Origin of the sequence: Citrobacter meridianamericanus (assembly GCF_041320245.1) — a bacterium.
Taxonomy (GTDB): domain Bacteria; phylum Pseudomonadota; class Gammaproteobacteria; order Enterobacterales; family Enterobacteriaceae; genus Citrobacter; species Citrobacter meridianamericanus.
The window spans coordinates 251,431-270,608 of the sequence record NZ_CP101037.1; the positions used below are offsets into that span (position 1 = coordinate 251,431).

Consider the following 19,178-nt stretch of genomic DNA (forward strand, 5'->3'; position numbering starts at 1 on the left):
GAGAGAGGATCACATGAAAATTATCGAAAAAATCATTAATGCCTTTTTGGTTGTTCAACATAAAAAAATACAGGTTAAAAACATTACATTTTTAGACAATGGGCAGGGCATGTTCTCTGGTATGTCTTTTGATGCTGATGTTTCACTGGAGTTTATGTATGAATCAGCAAAAGCATATAGTTCTTGTTTCTGTGATATTCCCTTTCCAGGTTTTGAAGATGCAAATCTGGAGGAAATTACGAAATTTCAATTAGATGCTTTGAAGCAAAGAAAGAATCATTCTTTCATTGTTAACCATTTGAGGTTTCCTATAGTTTTAAGGGAAGGGTGCAAAATCGAAAGAGGAGAAGTCTATTCAATTTCGAATTGCACTTATAATAAAGAAAGATTGCAGTATCTTTTTTCTCAGGATATTTACGGTAAGTTGTATAATTCCTTAGAGAAAGAATTAAGCTCGTTTTTCTCATTTATCAATGTTGAGGTGCACGAGTTGTTAAAAGATGCTGTATGCTTTGCATTAAAAATCCTGAATAAGATATCTTTGGATACACCTGAAAGACTTATTAAAGCTTTTAATTATCGTGACTGGTATTGTAGTTACGATGTTGAGCTTTTTAGGAAAGGCTTACCTGGTCATATTCTGGAAGAGCTCATTGCTCCAGATATCTTACTTTCAGACCTTAACGGTTGTAGAAAAATACTTAGAAATGCAAAACGATTTCTAAATGGACATACAAAAACCAATTGTGTTTATATTAAATATGAATGGTGGTTGGGGCCTGTGGATACCTCACACTCAGCTAAGTTGATGTCTGACAAAGAAATTAACAACCGAAGTGACTTGAAGAATTTTTCAAAGGTCTTTTTCAAAGAGTGTTTAAGTTCTGGTAAGTCGGAATATGAAAACCATCTTAGTGAAAAAGAACATGCGCTTCGCTACAATTATTAATTAAAATTATTTTCTCCCATAGGGATTTCTCCCTTTGGGAGAAATCCCTCTATTAAGAGGGTATTTAAATGAATGCGATACAAAAGTTAGTTGAATCTATTCTTGTTAAAATGGGTTTTGTTGGCGCTGTAGTGGAAAATATATATTTGGATTCAAAACCATTTCGGCATATTCGATTTGTGGCTGATATTCCAGTAATATCTTTTCTACCTCATTTGGTGAAATATCTTAAGGGCGCAGACCATCTTTACTGTGGTAACGATGATTTGCATCCTCTTTTCATTTATTTTTCCGAAGCGGCTACATTAAAAGCAGGCCCTGTAAATCTCGCGAACTTTCGTTTTGAAGTTTCTATAGCTTCAACTCATTTACGACTGGTCTCAGAGCAGCCTGATTTGCTTATCAAAGGATTTAACCGGGATAATCTAGAATACGTTTATTACCGCTCAGATTTGGCCTCTAAGGATCTTATACTAGGCCTTGTTGAACACGGTTCTCCTTTCATAAAACATCTACATGGACTTATACAAAAGCGAATTTTAAACGAGTTCTCTCTGATTTTTTCTGTTCTTGAAAAGATTTTAGAAAGCGCGAAGCCACAAATTCTTGCTTGCTTCCATAGTGTTGATTATGAAATGAACGTAAAAATAATAGCCGAAGCTATACCTGAAACTGTATCTAATCAGATAGTCACATCTGATTATATAGTTAATTCTATATCAGATGCGGACAAGTTTATAAATCATGTTCGTCGCTATTTAGCAGGCAGGGTAATGAAGAGGCGGATATACGCTGAATTAGATGTTTGTGAAGAAACATCAAATATTTCACTAGTGAACTTAGGATGCTTTACGTCTCCTCTGCTCGTTACGGAATATCAAATGTTTAAGCCACACTCTTCAGGGTTATATCGAAAAGCTATAAACAACTCCTTAAAACAGTTCAAACCAGAAATGCATGTACCTTCTGAAGAACTCTTTTATAATTAATCTAACCCATCCGGGAACTTGCTTCCCGGTGGGAAGCACTTCCTTTTTAGTCATGAGGTAGTGTAAATGTTTAAAGAATCTGACCACGTGGAATTTGTTAGTGCCTTTCTTTATCAAAATTTAGGCCTTAATGTTCCCGCTGACGATATAACCGTTCAATTATCTGATACTTCGTTCGACAAAGTAACCTTTGATTACGATGTAGATATCGATAATTTAAATTGTATGTTGGATCTCTACATATCTGAACTAATAAAGCACAACGCATCTTACTCCGATTCTATTCTTTTGAAACAAAAAATAATTTATTTTCTTGGAGTATTTAAGAATTTCGGATTTTTTACGTTTGATATTCGCGGATATAGTAATACTTTAAGCCCAGTTAAAGTTATTGATATTGTTTCAATGATTATTAATGACTGTGAAGAGTTATCTAAAGCTAATTCTTCTACTGATGCTATAAGAAATCTTTATCTCGATAAAATGAAGGTGGATGGGAAAGTGTTAGTTGCGAAATTTGCACTTAAACAGTTTTTTCATTCCGACTTTGGTGACTTTATCTCATTTGTCGAGAAAAGAATTACAGATTGTCTTAATGAAACTTTAAGGATTATCAAAGCTGTTGAACATGGCTTTGTACGTGTTGGGCAGCATAAGATTAATCGCCGTATTAATGATGACTTAAAGTTATGCATTGATTTCAATACTGATGATTATCCGGCAAATATGCCAGATATATATATTAAGTTTAACGATACATTTGATGGGAACGGGGCGTTATATTGTGACAATGATGCCCTCATATCCCTCTATACCGATGTTGCTTCAATTATCAATGTGCCGGTGATGATGGAAGTAAGATTGATCAATAAAAGAGGGCGTGTTGTCTGTGATTCTTCGCATTCAACTTACGTATCTCTCGAAAGTAATGACCGATACAGAGTAACTGATCGCACATTACTAATAACTGAAGCTTTTGACGATTTTCGTAACGCGTCTCAATGATCCTTTTGCTTCAGTCCAAAAAAGTAACTTTGGTTGGCTGAAGACACTTGTCTATGACAATGTAAAATCTGTCGCTGGCATCTTCTTTTAGCTTAACCAAACTTTTATCTAACCCAGTGGGGAAGTCGCTTCCCTTCTGGGGCACTTCCTCTCAAATTTGAGGTAGTGTATATGACACATTCATCTGATGATAAAAACTATGTCCGAGCAGTTCTGAGCTATCTTGGCATAGATTTTGATGAGGCGGATATAGTATTAAGTGTTTGCCATTGTCAAAGTGACGAGCTTTCTTTTACCTGTAATATCAAAGCTATTGAACTCAAGAATGCTGTTGATTTATATGTCGATAGTATCTCTGAGAATGAAATAGAAGCTTTAAACAGAGAATCTTTAAAATCTCGACTCTGTTACTTTCTTGAGGTGTTTGACGCAGTCTCTGGTCAGTACCTTGAGATTTCAGGAAAACACTTTGCAACTAGCCGTTTTGAATATGATGATGTTTGTAGTGAAGTTCTTAGCATGTCTAATGATGTTTCTCAGTCGAAAGGTTATGACCGGGATGAATATAACAGACTGATGCAGGTTGATGGTCAGGTTATGATTGCCCGTTTTGCTTTGCAACAGTTCTGGGATACTCATTTTATTGGACTAATAACATTTGTATCTGAGTCTATAACATCGAGCCTCTATAAAGCTTATGAAACTTTTAGTGATATAAGTTTGGCTTGCTATAAACTGAGTGAATATTCTTATTCACGCTCTATCAACAGTGAATTGACCCTTAATATTTCACTTAAAGAAAATGACTTCTGTGAGGACCTATCTGATTGCTATATGGAAGATGAGGCTTTACCTTCTGGTAGGGTAATTTCTCGACGCAACAATGACTCCATAATAAGTATTTATGAGAGCTATGCTGCGGCTTCTTATATTCCGATGATTGCATCTTTGGAAGTCGTTGATGAATACGGCGAAGTGGTTACTGACCTCTGCCATACCGTTTATGTTTCAGAGTTAACCGGTGGGCGGATTAAAATCCACGACCGTAATGACTTAGTATCTGAAGTTTTCGATAACCTAAGAAATTTAAATCTTGCAGTTGGAGATTCAGTTTCACAAGCTGCTTGATTCTTTCCCTGATTTTGATTTTTTCTCACATACTCTTATGGCACGGTTTCCGTGCCTTTTTTTTGCCTCGCTTACAAGCGTCTACTCCTCTTCTACCTATCCCACCTTACATCACCACTTAAAATCTATCTTTCTAATTCCATTATCCTTTTCGTAGCCTCTAATGCTCTGGTATGAACATACTCTTTAAACTCAAAAAAGTGCTATTAACGAAAAAAAATCCCTAAAGAGATTTGTATACTGTTCTCAACCAAGGAGAGCTCATGAATGAACTAAAATCCAAAAACGAGAACAGTACCAAAAGCAACTTTCCCCCGGTTGATAATCAGTTTTGCTTTTACCATGTTGATTTCAGCATAGAACGACTACTTTCAACGGCCGAGGATCTCCAGTTTGAGTACATCTTCCAGAAACCTGGAAGTGAAGTAAGAAAGGATTTGGTTGAGCGATTCGAACGTGGAGAGCGCTTTGTTACAGCTTCACACTGTGACAATTTCTGTGAAATCCTTGGTTGTCAAGGCCATCAGGAAAATGCATAAACCCATAAACCTACATTTCCACTTTTAAGGATGTTCACTAAAGAATGATTGGAGAAAGTATTTTTGACTGGGTAATTTACGGAATATCCATTTTGATATTTGCCTCAGCACTAATTGAAGGAAAGACAACTCGCTACCCAGCACTTTTTTTCTATGGGAGTTTAATTTTAATGTTAATCCTGATAGTTGCTGGAGGCCTTAACTGGTGGTTCTACAGGTCAAAATATGGCGCAGTAATCGTTATCTTCACAGTGGTCTCTTTACTGATGACTCGATTCCGCCTGGTCATATATAAATTAAGATTAAGAAAGTTAGTTTCAGAAATCAGATTTCGTATAAAAACGGGTTTTCGTATAATTCTTGTTTTGTCGGATAATGAGGATGAGCGTAATGTTCTGCTGTCTATGCTTAGCAACGTATTGCCAGAGCAAACGCTTATTCACACGCGTGATGCTCTCGGACCTCATTCAGAGCCTATCCTAAAAGCTCTTGAGCTACATCATCAACAGGGAACAGGTTACATACTCGTCTGTGAACAACAAATCTCAGCGCGTACGTGGTTGAGTATCGTAGAAAATGGGAAACCTGATACATCTATAGCTGTTAATTTTCATTCGATCCCAGAAATGGAGTGATTTTTCAATGAGTAGAACCGTTTCACAAAGTGTCACAGAAGATTGTCTTTTTGATACCCGCACACAAGTCAGATTACAACTAAGTCGAAGCGTTCATAAAACGCTGGCATCTGCTAAAGAAATTTTACAGGGAAGGGGGGTTGATTCGGTCTCTATTGAAGATCTTGTGCGAGCCTGTCTTGAAGAGAACCAGCCAATTGATCTAGCCTCACTTTACCTTGAAAATCTCTTAAAACAGAAAGGTACCAGCATTTGCGATTTTTAGTGTTTTCAAACCTATTAGATAAAATGCCGGTTGTGTTTATATAACATCAATAATTTCATGCAACAGGTAAAACATGAGTACTCAAAAGCAACTTTCCAGAACTACCGGCACTGAACGTATGTTTAAGGAAGAGCTGGCGTTATCCTTAATTTGTTGGGTTTTCACCAGTCCTTTTACCAACTGGACCGATAAAGTCTTCAGTGGTATTGAAGTTCCGTCTGAAGGACCGTCATCATTACGGGGTGAGACAGAAAAATTCTTTCGTTTTGTCGTTAATGAAGAAGGCTACGACGCAGGAAGGGCTGCTATTGGTCTTGACCTATGTTGTTTTTCACTTCCGTTGTGTTTGTTCCCGGACGCTGCCCTGTCTGAGGAAGAGGTTATGAGTAAGTTAACCGGAGAAGTTATCCATGGAATTCTTCTTTCCTTACCTGAGTTTATTGATATGCCAGAAGTGCTCGCTTACCAGGTCAGGGATGAAATTCTTGCTTTTAACACTCGCTGTGGAGACGGGATCTTTCATGGTTGGAACACGGCTTCAGAATTGTGGAAGTTTGAAATCTTTCCCCGCACCACCATCATGATGCAGCATACTTCGGCAATACATTAAAATTAGGCGGGGCAGAATGCATAAAAAACTTTTTCTTCTCGAATGGAAACCCTGTCAGAGCCGCGTATGGGCCGGTTGGATGGCCCTGTGGTTGACTATCAGTTTTCTGATGTTATCTGCCTTGCTTATGACAGATCATCTCCTGAACAAAGTCATCCTGCCGCCAACATGGTTGTTGATCTGGTTTTCGCCAATGCTGGGGTTTTTGATAAAAGTTCGCGTCGTCGAAACTCAACATTTCCTGGAGCATGACCTCTGTGTTGCAGGTTTCTCTTTTTACCGCTGGAAGAGGTTAGTTTCTCCCGGGCTTTGGTCAGTTGACTGTATAAATGGTCGTTTTCGCCTCAATCGGATCACCCAGGTGGGTAAGACTATCCACTATCCATGGCGTCTCCATTATCATCCTTTGTTCATGAGCCCTATCGAACATAAATCGCATGCTGTGAAAGCTGTTTCAAAATGACTTCTTTAGAGGTTTACATGACATTTATGTTCTGCAAGGTCAGCCTGGGCAGCAAAATTGATTGGAAATAACATGAGCCTGGAGAAACGTATGAGTTATGACGATTTGCCCTATTTTCGTGACCAGATTCTGGAACGCATCGACTCGCTCAAGTGTTTTCTTTCGAACACCCCCCCGATGATGGCAAACCTGATGACTGTCTCCACCGTATCTAGAACAGAAGAGCGCTTGAAGCAGGTTAAACCCATCAGGGTTAGTATTAAAGACGATGCTTCGGTTGAGGAAATTATTCAGGCACTTACTGACATCTGTGTGGATGACATAGAGTCATTAAGTCATGATTCCACCAAAGTAACCACTAAATACCCGGGTCTAATCATTGTCCCCGAAAGAGCAGATCTTCTCGAAAGCTTGATCACTTCTATAAACGAAGCAAAAAATGATTTTGCTGCGGCAATGAGGCGTATCGATAATAAAAAGAATGTCCGTTTTGATAAAGTGCACAAGAAGCTCCCGGGCCTTGTCGCTATGCACTCAACAAGAAATATCCTTTTCATCAAGTCCCAGCTTAAAAAAGTTACTTTTTCATGGCGGCTAAACCGAAACCAGGAAGTTAAAACAGCAGAGCAACTTGTGAGTTTGTTGGAGCGCAGGAGAGCCTCAGAAGTAAAAAATGTAGCAACTACCAATTTGAATGTCGTGTCTAATATCGATAAGGCTTTACACCGTCTTGAATTTCACCCACTGAAGCAGGGCGAATCTTATCGCCTTTGTCGAACTAACTCTTTCCCTGTTCCGATTGCTCACATTTTTGCATTTAGGCCTGAAGGGCAGGAACGAAACGGGAATAAATATGCTGAGACTGATTATTCAGTAGTAAAAGCATCCTTGCCCATTTTCGCAGCAGGCAACATACCTCAATTAAAAACGCTCTCTGACTGGGCTCCTGAAAACAGCCAGGGTCCGTCCAACCAACGGAAGCTGAGCCTGAAATATACAGAACTCGTGCCGGGGGCTGAGCTGGGCATTTTCATTGTCAGCCCCGAAAATTAAGGAACAACAATGCAATGGATTTCCACAGCCAGCCAGAAAATCGATGAGCGTCTCTATCGTGTCTGCGTCTGGGTAAAAAAATATCACGCTGATGCGATTAACCGCGTTGTGCTAACCGTTGATCTAAGTAAAGCCCGACATGACCCTGACGAGGACCAGGTAAGAGCAGAGCTGCTGTGCGGCCATTATTTTTTGCTTCGTAAGGAAAACGCTTCGAACTCTGCGCCTGACGATCAAAAGTTTGCTTTCCTGCCTGACGGGCGCAATCTGTGTTGGCAGACCGCAACCCCGGTGCTTCAGCATCTCCTACTCAATAAAAACGTTCCTGAGTCGCTGAGGTTGCTTACGGACTACATACATATGCGTCTGGCCAGGCTGACAATGGTACCTATGTCCGGAACCATCATGAACGAGGCTCTGCTGGACAGCATCAGCTGGGTTAAGGTGGATTTGACCTACTTCTGGCAGTACGAACAGCTCAGCTCTCATCTGGGACCCATCCAGATAACCCACAAGGCACTTGTACGCTTCGGGCACCTGGCAAAGAATGATGAAAACTCCAGTGCCATAAGAATTCTGCGTCAGCGTCTGTCTTCAGAATTCTTACAAGAATTTCAGATGGCTGAGGATGAGCTAAAGCGCAAACAGTCGTTGATGGGCACCATGGACGTGAAAATGCTGTTTCATGCTCATTACCCCAGCCAGAAGATGCTGGTGGCTCGATATAAAAATGGTTGGGTAATGGTGGATTGTTTTCTGTTTCACCATACCAAACCTAAGAAAAAAGCAAAAAACAAAACTACTGTGGCTAAGCCTCAACTTAAACAGACTAAAAGAGAAGGGAGTGAAAATGGAACTGGGCATTATGGTGTGCATCGTGTTGTTACTCTCAGTGGCGGCGGCGTGGATCAGTAATAAGACAGTTGATTTGCTCGAAAGATTCTATTTCAAGCGTCCGCTGAGCATGGAGTACGCGGCATGGCTACGTGTAATGTGTGCAGGCTTGTTATTAGTTTTTATTCAGGTTGCTCCCCAATTTACACTCCTGTATACCCTTAAACTTGTCACGCTTATTAATCTTGGAATCCAGACAATGAAATTAAATGGCGTGTACAAATATAAAAGGACGGGAATTTTGCCTCCGGGAGGGGCACTCTCTAATCTCACCAGACTTAACCCGTTCAAGAAAAAATAAAGTTATGCGCCCGTGAGGGCGCTATTCATCAAAGGCATTTCGCATAAGCTTGATCATGGCTTTTTTACCAGCTTCAATATTGCGAATGTAGCGCATAACCATTTCTTCATTCGACCAGTTCCCCATTTCCATAATCTGTGGTAGCGAGTAACCTTCAATATCCAGCTGTATCGCACCGCCTACACGAACGCTGTGCCCTGTCCAGTAACGGGTTTTAGTCTCATTTGGATAAAGCTCATTCCACATTTCTTTAAATGCCCGTAAAAGGGAATTTTTGCTGAGCATACCGGCATCGTCCACAGTGTCTTCCTCATCTTCATCGTTCAGAAGACTTTGTTTAGCACGGTAGGGCAGGTTATGCCGTTTAAGAAGCTCAGATAGCTCATTCCCTTTACTCCGAAGCTTCCAGCCGGGTGGCATATAGCCTGTATCATGGAAATTTACGGCCTGGAAAAGGTATTCATCCGGATGACTGTGCTGATCCATTTTCACAAGGTTCATCAATCTCAAGAGGCAGTTAGTTAACTGACGTGTCAGCCGGTAGGTAAGAAGTGTACTGATGTTCGTTTTTGTACGGTATACCGTCAGGTTAAATTCACCGGTCATACTATCCAGAGACAGATCTTTCAGACGTATACGGCGAATTTCGGATGAACGGAGCAGTGTTTCAAAGCCTGTCCAGATCAGGCACAGGTCACGAAGCTTACGAACTGAGTTTGTAGTACTGCGTAACTTTATCAGAGCCTTGAGATCGCCAATAAGAAAGGGAGTTGCCTGTTTAGTCGTCTTTCGCTTCCGGGCTTCCGATTGTTTTAAGGCTTCCAGCATGTACCATGCTTCAGACGTAATAATCCCGGGCAGGTTAAGCCCTTTTTTATGGATACTGTTTAAGGCCTGAAGACAGCTGTTTATGCTGCTTCGTGACAATTTGCCTTCAAGATGCCCCATAAACGCCAGCAGAGCTTCCTCAGACACGGGGAGCGAACTTACTGGCCAGTCTGTATGCAACCGGGCATTCGCCTGATACCATTCGTTCCATACTCGTAGCCAGTGCAGATAGGTTTTAGCTGTGTTGTATCTCAGATGGGAAAAGTAACGGATCAAGCGTGAAAGCTGTTTATCATGGTTGCCGAACGTTTCCAGCTGCTGATGCAATTCGCTTTCCGAAAACTGTCTGATCACTGATTGATTCTTCATCCTGCTCACCGGGATACACTGGTTTTATTTACAGTCATTTTAGCACTCATGTACCTGGTTATGAACAGGGTGGAAACAACGAAAAAGGTTGTGAAATCGTTAGGCTTAAGTGAAAAATGATATTAAGATTATCCCTGGCCAGTTGAGGCCTGTCTAAAGAAGGTTGATTATGTCTGACACAAAGCAGTCTTATTTAATGAAATTCCGTAAGTGTAGTTCGTTCGAAACGCTCGAAAAAGTATTTGAAAGGTTATGTGAAAAAAACTCGGGTGTCGCCTCTCTTGAAATTTCTGGTGCTTATGATCATCGTAAAGCTGAACTGACAATGAAAAAGTTATATGACAAAGTTCCTGCGAGTGTGTGGACCTTTGTTCGCGAGTAATTATTGATATTGGCACAACAAAAAGACTGTGTCTGGATTTGAAAATAGTTTATGCCCCTTTCGGGGCTAAAGGCACTGTAATAGCCTGTCTTTTTAACTTTCTTATTAAGTTCGGAGAAAGACTTTAATCATAAGCCAAGCCCACTGCTAAATACATCCGATATTCTCCTTAATTTTAGAAGTTGTGATAAAAGTTACTTTACCTAAACTTCTCTCTCCATATTTGTAAGGCTCTCATTTGATTCTTGTCAAACATTAATCTGGAAAACTAAAAAATCATTTCTTTTAATTCGTTTTACAGAAATCCTCCTCCGTTATTTCGGATATAGTTTGAATAATTATCAAAAACGGGGTGCAGCCATGCGTAAGAGTTACACATTTGGTATTCCATTTGGACTCCAGAGAGAATCAGGACTCTTTTTAGATATTACAGAGGTCAGCCGGGGTATCGACTGTAACTGCATCTGCCCCGCTTGCAAAACTGATCTGTTAGCAAAGCAGGGGGAGGTCAAGCTTTGGCATTTCTCACACAGTACTGCTGTAGCCGGTGACTGTGATGGTCTGATGGAAGCCATCCGGGGAAAAATTATTGAAGTCATCAACGAGCACCAGGTTCTTGGTTTCCCAAATCTTCTCGCTGGCGACGATGGTGGGCCGGTTTCACTGAATGAGGTTATTGGAAGCGGCAGTATGTTCGGAGGCACAGCTGATCTGTTCGTAAAGGTTAATGATTTATGTGTGGCCGTCTTTCTGGACAGGGATCGTAGCATTTCTGCGAAGTTAACCTTTGACCACCTTCATCCTTCCGAAAGAGTTGCCGCATTGCGTATCGATCTTCCAGATATTGAATATGAAATCAGTCAGGTGCAGCTCGGGCGACGTAAAACAACATACAGTGAGTGCATTGAAAGCCTGATCATTGATGAGACCAGTTCCCGGGAATGGCTATATCATCCATTAATGCATGAACTTGAATCTGAACCTCTTCAGGAGTATCGGGGACGGGAGCCTTCAGAGGAAGGGCCTCTTCTTCAGCGCCTTGCTGACTGTAAGATGAAATTGCCTGATATCCTTCCGGGCAGTCATAACGCGTTAGTCAGGTTACAGCAGGATACGATTGTATGTCTGTGTAGGTTAACGGTTCGGGCTTATGACATCGCTCAGACCGATGAATTTCCTTTGTTCCTTCGCTATTTCAGGTTGCACTGCCTGGAAAACAGCGAACATGTCAGTTACGAAAGACTGATCTGCTGGCAGGAAATGATTTCAAAAACCCAGGAAGGCCAGTCCTTGACACAAAACGAACTTGAATATCTTCATGAGATTGTCCGCATCGCCTTATACAATCACCGGCTTAACAATGTCAGTATTTCAGATGTTAAAAACCATGACACAGGAAAGGAGAGCGGCAGGGTAGAGCCACAAAACTATTCACTCTTATAAATAAATTGGGCTTTGCGCATTAAACCCTTGCCGCAGGAGGTGTACCGCATATCCGGCACAGACAGTCAGTTTTTCTGGCAGCTTAAATTTGACACAGCTTAATATAGTGATTCATTAAACAGGTTCAGTATGCTGCCAGAACGTTTTAGTCGTTATGGGCGTCCGTTAGTTTTCTACTAACTGAACGACGACCAGCCTGCCGCCTTCCTCCTTTGACAGAACAAACTGAGCGTTATTCGTCAGTTCAATTTTTTCCCCAATGGCAATCTGTCGTTTATCCGGTAATGACATAAGCCCATTTATGCCTTCATTTACTAACCACCACTGATCGTTATGGAAAACAAAATACCCAACTCGTTTCCTTTGCAAATCGGTTGTACGCTCATTTGGCGCAATGAGGCGATTCACATGCCACGCATAGATTGACTGCCCGCTCCACACCATCAACCGGTGGTCGTCAGGACGATAACTGCCTTCCTTTCGGGAAGAATATAAATTTAGAACCGGTAATTTACCCTTGTATGGCGTACCGCAGTAGGGACAAACCGGCTTTGTCTTACCCGAGAAAACGTACCATTTCTGTTCACACGCCTTGTTCTGGCAGGGCTGTATCAGATCGACTGTTTTAACCAGGGCGCTTTCCCACTCATCGGCGGTCGGGCGTTTAGTGGCATCGTGTAAGCCATCTATAAAGGCGCGCTCAAACAAAGGTGTCAGATAAGGGCCCATGATGGTGTAAGGAATTTTCTCCGGGTCAGCCCAGGGCAGTGAAAAGGACGATAGCTGACTGACTTTGACTGCATTGCTTTTGTCTGTCGGATGTTCAATGAAGAGTGCCTTCTCACCCATAGATAAGGTCTCATCACGTACTTCATCCGACATGTCATGTATTTTTCCGCCACGTAGCGGATGACGGAAGAACAGATACATGTAGATAAGCACCGACAGCGCATGACGGTCAGTAGTAATGCTTGGCAATACGCGGTTCGGATCCTCTTTGGAAAGATGACTGGTTTTCACCACTTCCGGAGCGATAAAATCCGGGGTGCCCACCACGTCGGGAGGATACTTTCCAGGGACAACCAGGCCGTCTACGTCAATGATGCAGGCATGTCCCATTTCTGGATCGATAAGCACGTTTTTATAGCTTAGATCGCTGTGACAGAGACCTGCCGCATGCATCCTTCTGACGGCTCTTGTCAGCAGCAGACAGACCTTGAGATAGGTAAGCGTATTGCCTCGTTCACGTGGGTCGAGAAATTTGTTCTGGTTGCTGGCGCTGGCAAACCATTTGCCTTCCTTTTCACGACCTTTTATGCCAAGAAAATCATCGTTTTTAGAGCCGTATTTAAAGAAAAAGTAGCTTTTGTAGGTTGGAACCACGATGCCGATTTTATGCCCATGCTCAACAACATGGGTCGGCCAGCAAAACAGGTCCTTCCAGTATTCACCTCCGGACTGGCCAAAAATGTTTTGCCTGTAGCGTCCGGTGATCATATCAATCCGATCCCGGGCCTGCTCGTTCTGCGGTTTATGATAAAAAGCGACGACGTATGATTTATCAGGCGAAAAGTAAACATCCTTCATCGAGCCCGAACCAATTACCTCGTCAACATACTGGACTGTTTCGCCGTCCTTTGTTTTGCACGTAACGATATTTGCCATATTGATCACCGAAAAAGCGTATCCCTTACCACAACACCGCAATAGTGCGGTCATCATGGTTCCCTGTGGAGAAAAAGTTAAGCCAGTCGCCTAACCTCTCAGGCGCAATACTGGCGTCTGTAAGGACAGGGTTGAGCTCATCAACGAGACGGGTCCATTTTTCGTCACTGCGAAGCCCATTATCCGTCTCAAACAGAGGGTCTGAGACGCCGTCTGTCATGAGGATCAAGTGAGATACATCATTCCATTTACCCACGCTGATGCGGCCGCTAAACGAGGGGTCTGCGATAATGCTCTGGTCAAGGAAACGGGTTTGTCCTGCGTATTCTCCGCTATCGGGATTTCCCAGTATCCTGACTTTACCGGAAGGGCTGTATGCACCTATCGCACCATCACCAAGCCAGAATGCAGCCGCAAACAGCTCGTTATCAGTTCGTAGCGCTACAGTTGCCAGAAGGGTTGTTGAATAGGATTTCACAGGTTGTTCTGCACAAATGGCTTCGTTCTGGATACTGTTGACCGCGAGCGTAGCTGCCTGTTTAAAATGATGAAGCATGGCGTTTATTGTTGCCTGCTGATCGCTCCCTTCCCACGCCGTGATGTGCTGCTTTAAATGGACGCCTTTCACACCACTGAGCTGATTTAAAAGGTAATCGCCAGCCGTTTTGACTGCAATCCGGGAGCCTTCCCGGGAATTTACCGCACTACCGGCTCCGTCTGCGACCAGCATGACAGACCATCCTGTTTCCTGGCAGTGGTTGATGTAGAAGTCGTCATCTCTGAAGCTTCCGGCATGCTCATGAGAGCGTCCCCGGCGACTGGCGGCAGCAATACGTATATCACCCCTGACCAGGCCAGCAGCGTCCAGATGGGACTTAGGGTAGGGAGCGTCTGCTGGTGGCTCTACCACCTTCCACAGGCTTCTCGGATCGGGATTGATTATAAATAGCTGTTTTGTTTCACATTCGTCGTGCGACGTGCATGACCAGATTACTGAAAGCTCTATATCGCCGCTTTCGGTGGGAGTACCTGTCAGCAACTCCTGTTCTTTGTCAAAAGACAGGCCAATGTTCCGGGGAAAGACAACGTCCCTGACAGTAGCCTGCTGGCCCTCACCCAGAACGATAGCAACCGGCGAAGAGAAACGTTCGCCTGCGCGGGCGTTGGGGATCGTTATTTTAGCTCTCGGGGGAACGGCAGGTGGCACAGCTAAGCTGGCCCGCTGCTGGCCTGTCGGTATCTGCCCGGGTTTTAATACCAGGGAAGACAGGTTTTCGTCTTCCCTCTGTGCTGGTTTATCAAATTCGTAATAAGGCATCAGCTTCCAGAACGGAGGATGAGGCTCATTTTCTGGCAGGGGTTGCAGTGCTGATGTATCGGTAGCGTCAATGCCCGGGTTATCAGCAACACTTACGACCGTTTGTTGCTGATCGGAAAGACTGGATGCTGACGAGGCGGCAATCTCTGCGTCGTTATCACCTTCGCTAACCCGCGCAGATAAACCCTGTGCAAGGCTCTCAATCCGCTCTTTAAGCCGCATAATTTCTTCGGTAAGGGATGGGTCCTGCGATAGAAGTAAAAGCCGCTCACCTTCAACAGGGTGGCCCAGCTCAGACAGAACTAAGCGGATAATCTTCTCTTCAAGTAAAGCATTTTGCGACATCAACCTCTCCCTCTGTTTACGTCGAAGTTAGTGTTTCCGCCATCATTGCTGAATGACAGGCCTGTTTCACACCACGGGCAGATCACGTCATCCGGGCCGTCAATACACAGCAACTTTCCGCATGAGCACAGGGCAAACGCACTGGCATTACCGCAGTGGGGGCAACCCGGTACGCCATGCAGTTCGCTGGTATTTACCTGCAAACCGGTAGCGGTGGCATCTGACCACGCAAAATAGTCCTCATCGATGGGATAGCATCCGGCAATATTAAAGCTGTTCAGGTTCAGACTGAAATCGAGCCCGGAAACCCTTGCTGGTGGCCGTTCATACTTCATCAGGTACGGACGACGGGTCTTGCTGCAACGGCCGGTAAGCGTAACGCAGTTTTCGTCGTACGCTTTTACTGGCTCGTCCTTGGCCAGCCGGACTATGTATTCAGTCTGGCTGAGCTCAGGTTGTTTGTCGTCCCCGACGCTGCGGCTGTGCGCCGTAACCGAGGCCGTGATCCATTTGATGAAGCGGGTAAAGTCCCCTTCCTGAGATTCGGTGAACAGCATGACATTCTCTGTCAGTTGCCGCAGGATATTCAGGTCCGCTGACGGCCCCAGGCCAACGGCAATGAGATTCACTTTACTCGCGTAGTGATCCTTCCAGCGCTTCACTTCTGCGGTTGTGTCGTCAGTCGGACGTCCGTCGGTAAGGAGATACACGACGGGTTTCCAGTCGCCTTTAGCCTCATGAGTGGTTTTTCTGACCTGGGTATCAATTTGCACGGTCAGCTCACGCAATGCAGCTCCAAGGCTCGTACCGCCGCCAACGGGAAGGCGGGGAGGGTAGAACGAGGCAATTTCGTGAAGAGGTACAATCGTACGGGCTACACCGGCAAATGCGATTACCGAGACCCAGGCTGTTTCAAGTGCGTGTGGATCCTTTCTTAAATCTCCGACGATCATTTGCAGACCATCAGTCATTTTTTTCAGGTTTTCACCAATCATGGACTCTGAACAGTCCAGGACAAAAAACACGGGAAGGCGTCTCATAATTTTCCTCGTACGGCTGGTACGGCCAGCAGAAAACGTTGCTGTACAGAAAGGTGCTGCCCGGAAACAGCACCTTTCTGTCTGTCAGAGCACCAGCTGGATTTCTGGTGGAGGAGGGGGAAGGGTATCAGTTCCGTTATTAATCCCCGCGCTTGTGCTGCCGGAAGACACGCTGGCCGATACCCATTTAAAGAAACCTGCAAACGCGGTTGAATCTAGCGTCTCCAGAGACACAACCTTATCGGTGAGCTGTTTTAAGTGCTCATGGCCTGCTTTAGGACCAACGGCGCAGGCAATGATGGATCCGAATCCCCGGCCGCGAATCGCTTTTACCGCTTCACCGTACGCCAGGGCATCAGAAGGGGTTCCATCAGTCATCAGGAATACCAGAGGACGCCAGTCTCCTTTGGTATCACCATCTGAGCGACGTACATCCCGTTCAACACACTGCATCAGACATTCAAGGGCAGCACCGGTGAACGTCCCGCCTGCGCTTGGCACAACGATGTCAGAAAACTGGAAGTCTTCCAGCGGCGTGAGAGGAATGAACTCACGCGCCTCATTGTCATAGGTGATAATGGAGATATGAACGCTTTCGAGGGCGTAGGGATCCTGGCGAAGAGCGCTAAGCATCGCCTGAATTCCAACGTTAACGGAATGGATTGACTCACCGCGCATCGAGCCGGATGTGTCGATAACAAGGTAAACAGGCAGGCGGCGCATCACATGTAATTCCTCAGGTGCGAGACAAACGAATCTGATTCTGAAGGCTCACCAATTGCCCTGAGTTTCCAGCCTGTAGCCTCGCGTATCAGCTCGGCAAAGACCATGGAGCGCTGGCTGGCGAAGGCGGGTCCGCCAGAAAGATCGAATCGTGCCATTTCAATATTACGGGCATCTACTGCCCGGATGAAGGCATTCTGAACTTTACCAAAGTGCTGCTGGAGCTTTTCACCATTGTAGATCTGAACGATGAACACAATTTTCTCGTACTGAGCGTCAAGGGAATTCAGGCGCACAATAATTTGCTCATCGTCACCGTCACCGGCTCCGGTTCGGTTATCGCCCGTCAGCCAGATATTGCCTGACTTATGGCGAAGGCTGTTGAAAAAGATGATATCGCCATTCACAAGCGTTGGTTTACCATTTTCCACATTGCCGAGATCGGTCACCTTTCCGGCTGAATTACACAGGAAAGCGATCACATCAAGGTCGTATTCTTCTTCTTTTTTACCAAAGATCCCGCCGAGAAAACCTTTCTTTTCCTCATTAATATCCCAACCGAGGCCGATAGTAACGGACGAGAGATCGTATTCATTTTTTTTCAGGCTTACGCCCTGGCCTTTGCTCAGACTGACAGACATGATATCCCCTTAATCAATAAAATTATAAGACCACATTTACTTCTGGCGGCGGCGGTGGCAGGTCTTCAAGACCGATCACTTCTTTTTTGCTGGACTCCACTTTCTGACTGCCTACCGAAATGCTCGCACTGACCCATTTAAAGAAAGCTTTAATCGTCGAACTGTCAGCTGTATCGAGCTGAACCACGATTTCAGTGATTTCTTTGAGGACGCTGGTATCGGCATCATGCCCGGCTGCACATGCCACAACAACGCCGGTTCTGGCCGCTTTAAAGTCATTCAGGCCTTTACGCCAGTCATCATTCGGACTTCCATCCGTCATCAGGAATACAAGGGGACGCCAGTCACCTTTAGTGTCAGCCGTCGTTTTCTGTACTTCTTTGGCAATGGAGCTGGCCGTGAGGGAAAGCGCTTCGCCAAGAGACGTGGTGCCGCTGGCTGTTAGTGCTGGCATCTGGAAACTCAGGAGGTCTGTCAGGGGGACTGCCTGTCGGGCTGAAGAATCAAAGGTGATCACTGACACGTGAGCCGTTTCGAGTGCATACGGATCCTGTTTCAGCGTGGTAAGCAGCGTCTGAACGCCATTTTTAACCGCTTCGATAGGCTCTCCGTGCATAGAGCCGGACGTGTCGAGTAGCAGATATACGGGTAAGCGTCTCAAATGTAATTCCTTCTTAAGAGATCGGAAGAGGAGAGTAGTTTCAGGAAGAGGCCAGGGTTTGTTGATTTGATAAAACGGCACGACATCTGTCGGGTGGAGATTAAATACTCAGAAGCGGCATTAAAGAAATAAGTTAACCACCATAGAATTACCGACATGTGAATGGCCTCTTATCAACAGAAAAATAATTCAGACCGGACTGGAATATAAGATTTCTGAAAAAACTCGGACAAATAAACTGTCTTATGTATGAAATTCATCATACATCACAGATCTGCATGAATGGAGTGTAAAACGCCCAAAGATTGATGTGTAGCACAAGAGGATGTCAAGACACCAGGTTTTGTAGTCAGTAAGGCGCTGCTGGCATTGCGGGAGGAGAATAGATCAAAACTACGTCACGCCAATACAGAGGTAAAATATGACAAAACCGGGGTTTTCACCCCGGTCTGAGATTTAGCGTCAGGACTTTTTAGCGCTGTATTCTTTTATCAGTTCGTCAACGGAGTGCAGAGCCAGCTTCTCTACCGCTTCACTTCGGGTCGAGCCACTCAGCGCAGCCAGACGGTCAATTTTTCTTAAGATCCGCATGCGTAGCGATAAGGACACGGCTGTTTTTTTATCCTTATCGAGTACGACCTTCCCTGTAGACTCACCGGTTTTCAGTTCAGCATTCTGTGCGAGCGCTTCATTCATCCGGCGAAGGGTCTTTTTATCCAGCTGGCCCGGATTAACGAGATGGTAGGAATGACCTGCCTTGCTGTATTTGATCTCCGCAGAATATGACTCGCGTAGCTCTTTGAGGGCCCGGGTTAATGTCGGCTCTGAGCATTCCAGACTGGTTATAATGTCGGCAGCGGAAACGGGCTTGCCGGTGCCCAGTAAGTTGGCAAGCTTAAAAATCCGGGCCTGTCTGGTATTTAATTGCATCG

The 19,178-nt window shown here is 44.4% G+C and carries 21 protein-coding genes; 13 read left to right on the top strand and 8 right to left on the bottom strand.

What is annotated here, in order from left to right:
• Nucleotides 1-13 precede the first annotated feature (13 nt).
• The 11 genes from NMD08_RS27185 to NMD08_RS27235 all read left to right on the top strand — a co-directional run bounded on the left by NMD08_RS27185 (nt 14) and on the right by NMD08_RS27235 (nt 8,551).
• Nucleotides 14-949, top strand: coding sequence for a hypothetical protein (locus NMD08_RS27185; protein ID WP_000691119.1), 936 nt, complete (start codon nt 14-16; stop codon nt 947-949).
• Nucleotides 950-1,017: 68 nt separating this feature from the next.
• The gene (locus NMD08_RS27190) at nt 1,018-1,938 is read left to right on the top strand and encodes a hypothetical protein (RefSeq protein WP_000991697.1); all 921 of its coding nucleotides are present in this window, start codon (nt 1,018-1,020) and stop codon (nt 1,936-1,938) included.
• Nucleotides 1,939-2,004: 66 nt separating this feature from the next.
• On the top strand, nt 2,005-2,943 hold the full coding sequence (locus NMD08_RS27195) for a hypothetical protein (RefSeq protein WP_000472041.1): 939 nt from the start codon (nt 2,005-2,007) through the stop codon (nt 2,941-2,943).
• A gap of 171 nt (nt 2,944-3,114) precedes the next feature.
• Entirely contained in the window at nt 3,115-4,071 is a 957-nt protein-coding gene (locus NMD08_RS27200) for a hypothetical protein (protein ID WP_000149830.1), read from the top strand.
• A gap of 263 nt (nt 4,072-4,334) precedes the next feature.
• A complete protein-coding gene (locus NMD08_RS27205) occupies nt 4,335-4,610 on the top strand; it encodes a hypothetical protein (protein WP_001004200.1) in 276 nt (91 codons plus the stop codon).
• 44 nt (nt 4,611-4,654) lie between these two features.
• A complete protein-coding gene (locus NMD08_RS27210; RefSeq protein ID WP_000578891.1) occupies nt 4,655-5,245 on the top strand; it encodes a hypothetical protein in 591 nt (196 codons plus the stop codon).
• Nucleotides 5,246-5,252: 7 nt separating this feature from the next.
• The gene (locus NMD08_RS27215) at nt 5,253-5,510 is read left to right on the top strand and encodes a hypothetical protein (protein ID WP_001371933.1); all 258 of its coding nucleotides are present in this window, start codon (nt 5,253-5,255) and stop codon (nt 5,508-5,510) included.
• A 73-nt stretch (nt 5,511-5,583) separates the two neighbouring features.
• Nucleotides 5,584-6,120, top strand: coding sequence for a hypothetical protein (locus tag NMD08_RS27220; RefSeq protein WP_000107167.1), 537 nt, complete (start codon nt 5,584-5,586; stop codon nt 6,118-6,120).
• Nucleotides 6,121-6,136: 16 nt separating this feature from the next.
• Complete coding sequence (locus tag NMD08_RS27225; RefSeq protein ID WP_000549069.1) at nt 6,137-6,583, top strand: hypothetical protein; 447 nt, start codon at nt 6,137-6,139, stop codon at nt 6,581-6,583.
• Between the two features lie 90 nt (nt 6,584-6,673).
• On the top strand, nt 6,674-7,636 hold the full coding sequence (locus NMD08_RS27230) for a DNA replication terminus site-binding protein (RefSeq protein WP_000119428.1): 963 nt from the start codon (nt 6,674-6,676) through the stop codon (nt 7,634-7,636).
• Nucleotides 7,637-7,645: 9 nt separating this feature from the next.
• The gene (locus NMD08_RS27235) at nt 7,646-8,551 is read left to right on the top strand and encodes a hypothetical protein (protein ID WP_001198595.1); all 906 of its coding nucleotides are present in this window, start codon (nt 7,646-7,648) and stop codon (nt 8,549-8,551) included.
• Nucleotides 8,552-8,852: 301 nt separating this feature from the next.
• Here NMD08_RS27235 and NMD08_RS27240 read toward each other — a convergent pair whose 3' ends face one another.
• On the bottom strand, nt 8,853-10,028 hold the full coding sequence (locus NMD08_RS27240) for a tyrosine-type recombinase/integrase (protein WP_000795949.1): 1,176 nt from the start codon (nt 10,026-10,028) through the stop codon (nt 8,853-8,855).
• Between the two features lie 169 nt (nt 10,029-10,197).
• Here NMD08_RS27240 and NMD08_RS27245 point away from each other — a divergent pair, with 169 nt between their 5' ends.
• Nucleotides 10,198-10,410 carry an Hha/YmoA family nucleoid-associated regulatory protein gene (locus tag NMD08_RS27245; protein ID WP_001285422.1) on the top strand — a complete coding sequence of 71 codons (213 nt, stop codon included), beginning with the start codon at nt 10,198-10,200 and terminating at the stop codon, nt 10,408-10,410.
• A 360-nt stretch (nt 10,411-10,770) separates the two neighbouring features.
• The gene (locus NMD08_RS27250) at nt 10,771-11,853 is read left to right on the top strand and encodes a hypothetical protein (RefSeq protein WP_001232447.1); all 1,083 of its coding nucleotides are present in this window, start codon (nt 10,771-10,773) and stop codon (nt 11,851-11,853) included.
• Nucleotides 11,854-12,018: 165 nt separating this feature from the next.
• Here the strand turns inward: NMD08_RS27250 and NMD08_RS27255 are convergent, their stop codons facing one another.
• From NMD08_RS27255 to terW, 7 genes are all read right to left on the bottom strand, one after another.
• Nucleotides 12,019-13,518 carry a helix-hairpin-helix domain-containing protein gene (locus NMD08_RS27255; RefSeq protein ID WP_001284318.1) on the bottom strand — a complete coding sequence of 500 codons (1,500 nt, stop codon included), beginning with the start codon at nt 13,516-13,518 and terminating at the stop codon, nt 12,019-12,021.
• 25 nt (nt 13,519-13,543) lie between these two features.
• On the bottom strand, nt 13,544-15,181 hold the full coding sequence (locus tag NMD08_RS27260; protein WP_000081059.1) for a PP2C family serine/threonine-protein phosphatase: 1,638 nt from the start codon (nt 15,179-15,181) through the stop codon (nt 13,544-13,546).
• Nucleotides 15,181-16,221, bottom strand: coding sequence for a TerY-C metal binding domain-containing protein (locus NMD08_RS27265; protein ID WP_001253656.1), 1,041 nt, complete (start codon nt 16,219-16,221; stop codon nt 15,181-15,183). The genes NMD08_RS27260 and NMD08_RS27265 overlap by 1 nt, the downstream gene beginning before the upstream one ends.
• A gap of 84 nt (nt 16,222-16,305) precedes the next feature.
• On the bottom strand, nt 16,306-16,944 hold the full coding sequence (locus tag NMD08_RS27270; RefSeq protein ID WP_001253658.1) for a VWA domain-containing protein: 639 nt from the start codon (nt 16,942-16,944) through the stop codon (nt 16,306-16,308).
• On the bottom strand, nt 16,944-17,585 hold the full coding sequence (locus tag NMD08_RS27275; protein WP_000116681.1) for a TerD family protein: 642 nt from the start codon (nt 17,583-17,585) through the stop codon (nt 16,944-16,946). Before NMD08_RS27275 ends, NMD08_RS27270 begins: the two co-directional genes overlap by 1 nt.
• 22 nt (nt 17,586-17,607) lie before the next feature.
• Nucleotides 17,608-18,246: a VWA domain-containing protein gene (locus tag NMD08_RS27280; protein ID WP_001253657.1), complete on the bottom strand. Its 639-nt coding sequence runs from the start codon at nt 18,244-18,246 to the stop codon at nt 17,608-17,610.
• Nucleotides 18,247-18,708: 462 nt separating this feature from the next.
• Entirely contained in the window at nt 18,709-19,176 is a 468-nt protein-coding gene (terW, locus tag NMD08_RS27285) for a tellurium resistance protein TerW (protein WP_001176767.1), read from the bottom strand.
• Nucleotides 19,177-19,178 lie beyond the last annotated feature (2 nt).

Coding starts and splice junctions, on each gene's coding strand:
- NMD08_RS27185 (WP_000691119.1), top strand. CDS start 14: ATGAAAATTATCGAAAAAATCATTAATGCCTTTTTGGTTGTTCAACAT.
- NMD08_RS27190 (WP_000991697.1), top strand. CDS start 1,018: ATGAATGCGATACAAAAGTTAGTTGAATCTATTCTTGTTAAAATGGGT.
- NMD08_RS27195 (WP_000472041.1), top strand. CDS start 2,005: ATGTTTAAAGAATCTGACCACGTGGAATTTGTTAGTGCCTTTCTTTAT.
- NMD08_RS27200 (WP_000149830.1), top strand. CDS start 3,115: ATGACACATTCATCTGATGATAAAAACTATGTCCGAGCAGTTCTGAGC.
- NMD08_RS27205 (WP_001004200.1), top strand. CDS start 4,335: ATGAATGAACTAAAATCCAAAAACGAGAACAGTACCAAAAGCAACTTT.
- NMD08_RS27210 (WP_000578891.1), top strand. CDS start 4,655: ATGATTGGAGAAAGTATTTTTGACTGGGTAATTTACGGAATATCCATT.
- NMD08_RS27215 (WP_001371933.1), top strand. CDS start 5,253: ATGAGTAGAACCGTTTCACAAAGTGTCACAGAAGATTGTCTTTTTGAT.
- NMD08_RS27220 (WP_000107167.1), top strand. CDS start 5,584: ATGAGTACTCAAAAGCAACTTTCCAGAACTACCGGCACTGAACGTATG.
- NMD08_RS27225 (WP_000549069.1), top strand. CDS start 6,137: ATGCATAAAAAACTTTTTCTTCTCGAATGGAAACCCTGTCAGAGCCGC.
- NMD08_RS27230 (WP_000119428.1), top strand. CDS start 6,674: ATGAGTTATGACGATTTGCCCTATTTTCGTGACCAGATTCTGGAACGC.
- NMD08_RS27235 (WP_001198595.1), top strand. CDS start 7,646: ATGCAATGGATTTCCACAGCCAGCCAGAAAATCGATGAGCGTCTCTAT.
- NMD08_RS27240 (WP_000795949.1), bottom strand. CDS start 10,028: ATGAAGAATCAATCAGTGATCAGACAGTTTTCGGAAAGCGAATTGCAT.
- NMD08_RS27245 (WP_001285422.1), top strand. CDS start 10,198: ATGTCTGACACAAAGCAGTCTTATTTAATGAAATTCCGTAAGTGTAGT.
- NMD08_RS27250 (WP_001232447.1), top strand. CDS start 10,771: ATGCGTAAGAGTTACACATTTGGTATTCCATTTGGACTCCAGAGAGAA.
- NMD08_RS27255 (WP_001284318.1), bottom strand. CDS start 13,518: ATGGCAAATATCGTTACGTGCAAAACAAAGGACGGCGAAACAGTCCAG.
- NMD08_RS27260 (WP_000081059.1), bottom strand. CDS start 15,181: ATGTCGCAAAATGCTTTACTTGAAGAGAAGATTATCCGCTTAGTTCTG.
- NMD08_RS27265 (WP_001253656.1), bottom strand. CDS start 16,221: ATGAGACGCCTTCCCGTGTTTTTTGTCCTGGACTGTTCAGAGTCCATG.
- NMD08_RS27270 (WP_001253658.1), bottom strand. CDS start 16,944: ATGCGCCGCCTGCCTGTTTACCTTGTTATCGACACATCCGGCTCGATG.
- NMD08_RS27275 (WP_000116681.1), bottom strand. CDS start 17,585: ATGTCTGTCAGTCTGAGCAAAGGCCAGGGCGTAAGCCTGAAAAAAAAT.
- terW (WP_001176767.1), bottom strand. CDS start 19,176: ATGCAATTAAATACCAGACAGGCCCGGATTTTTAAGCTTGCCAACTTA.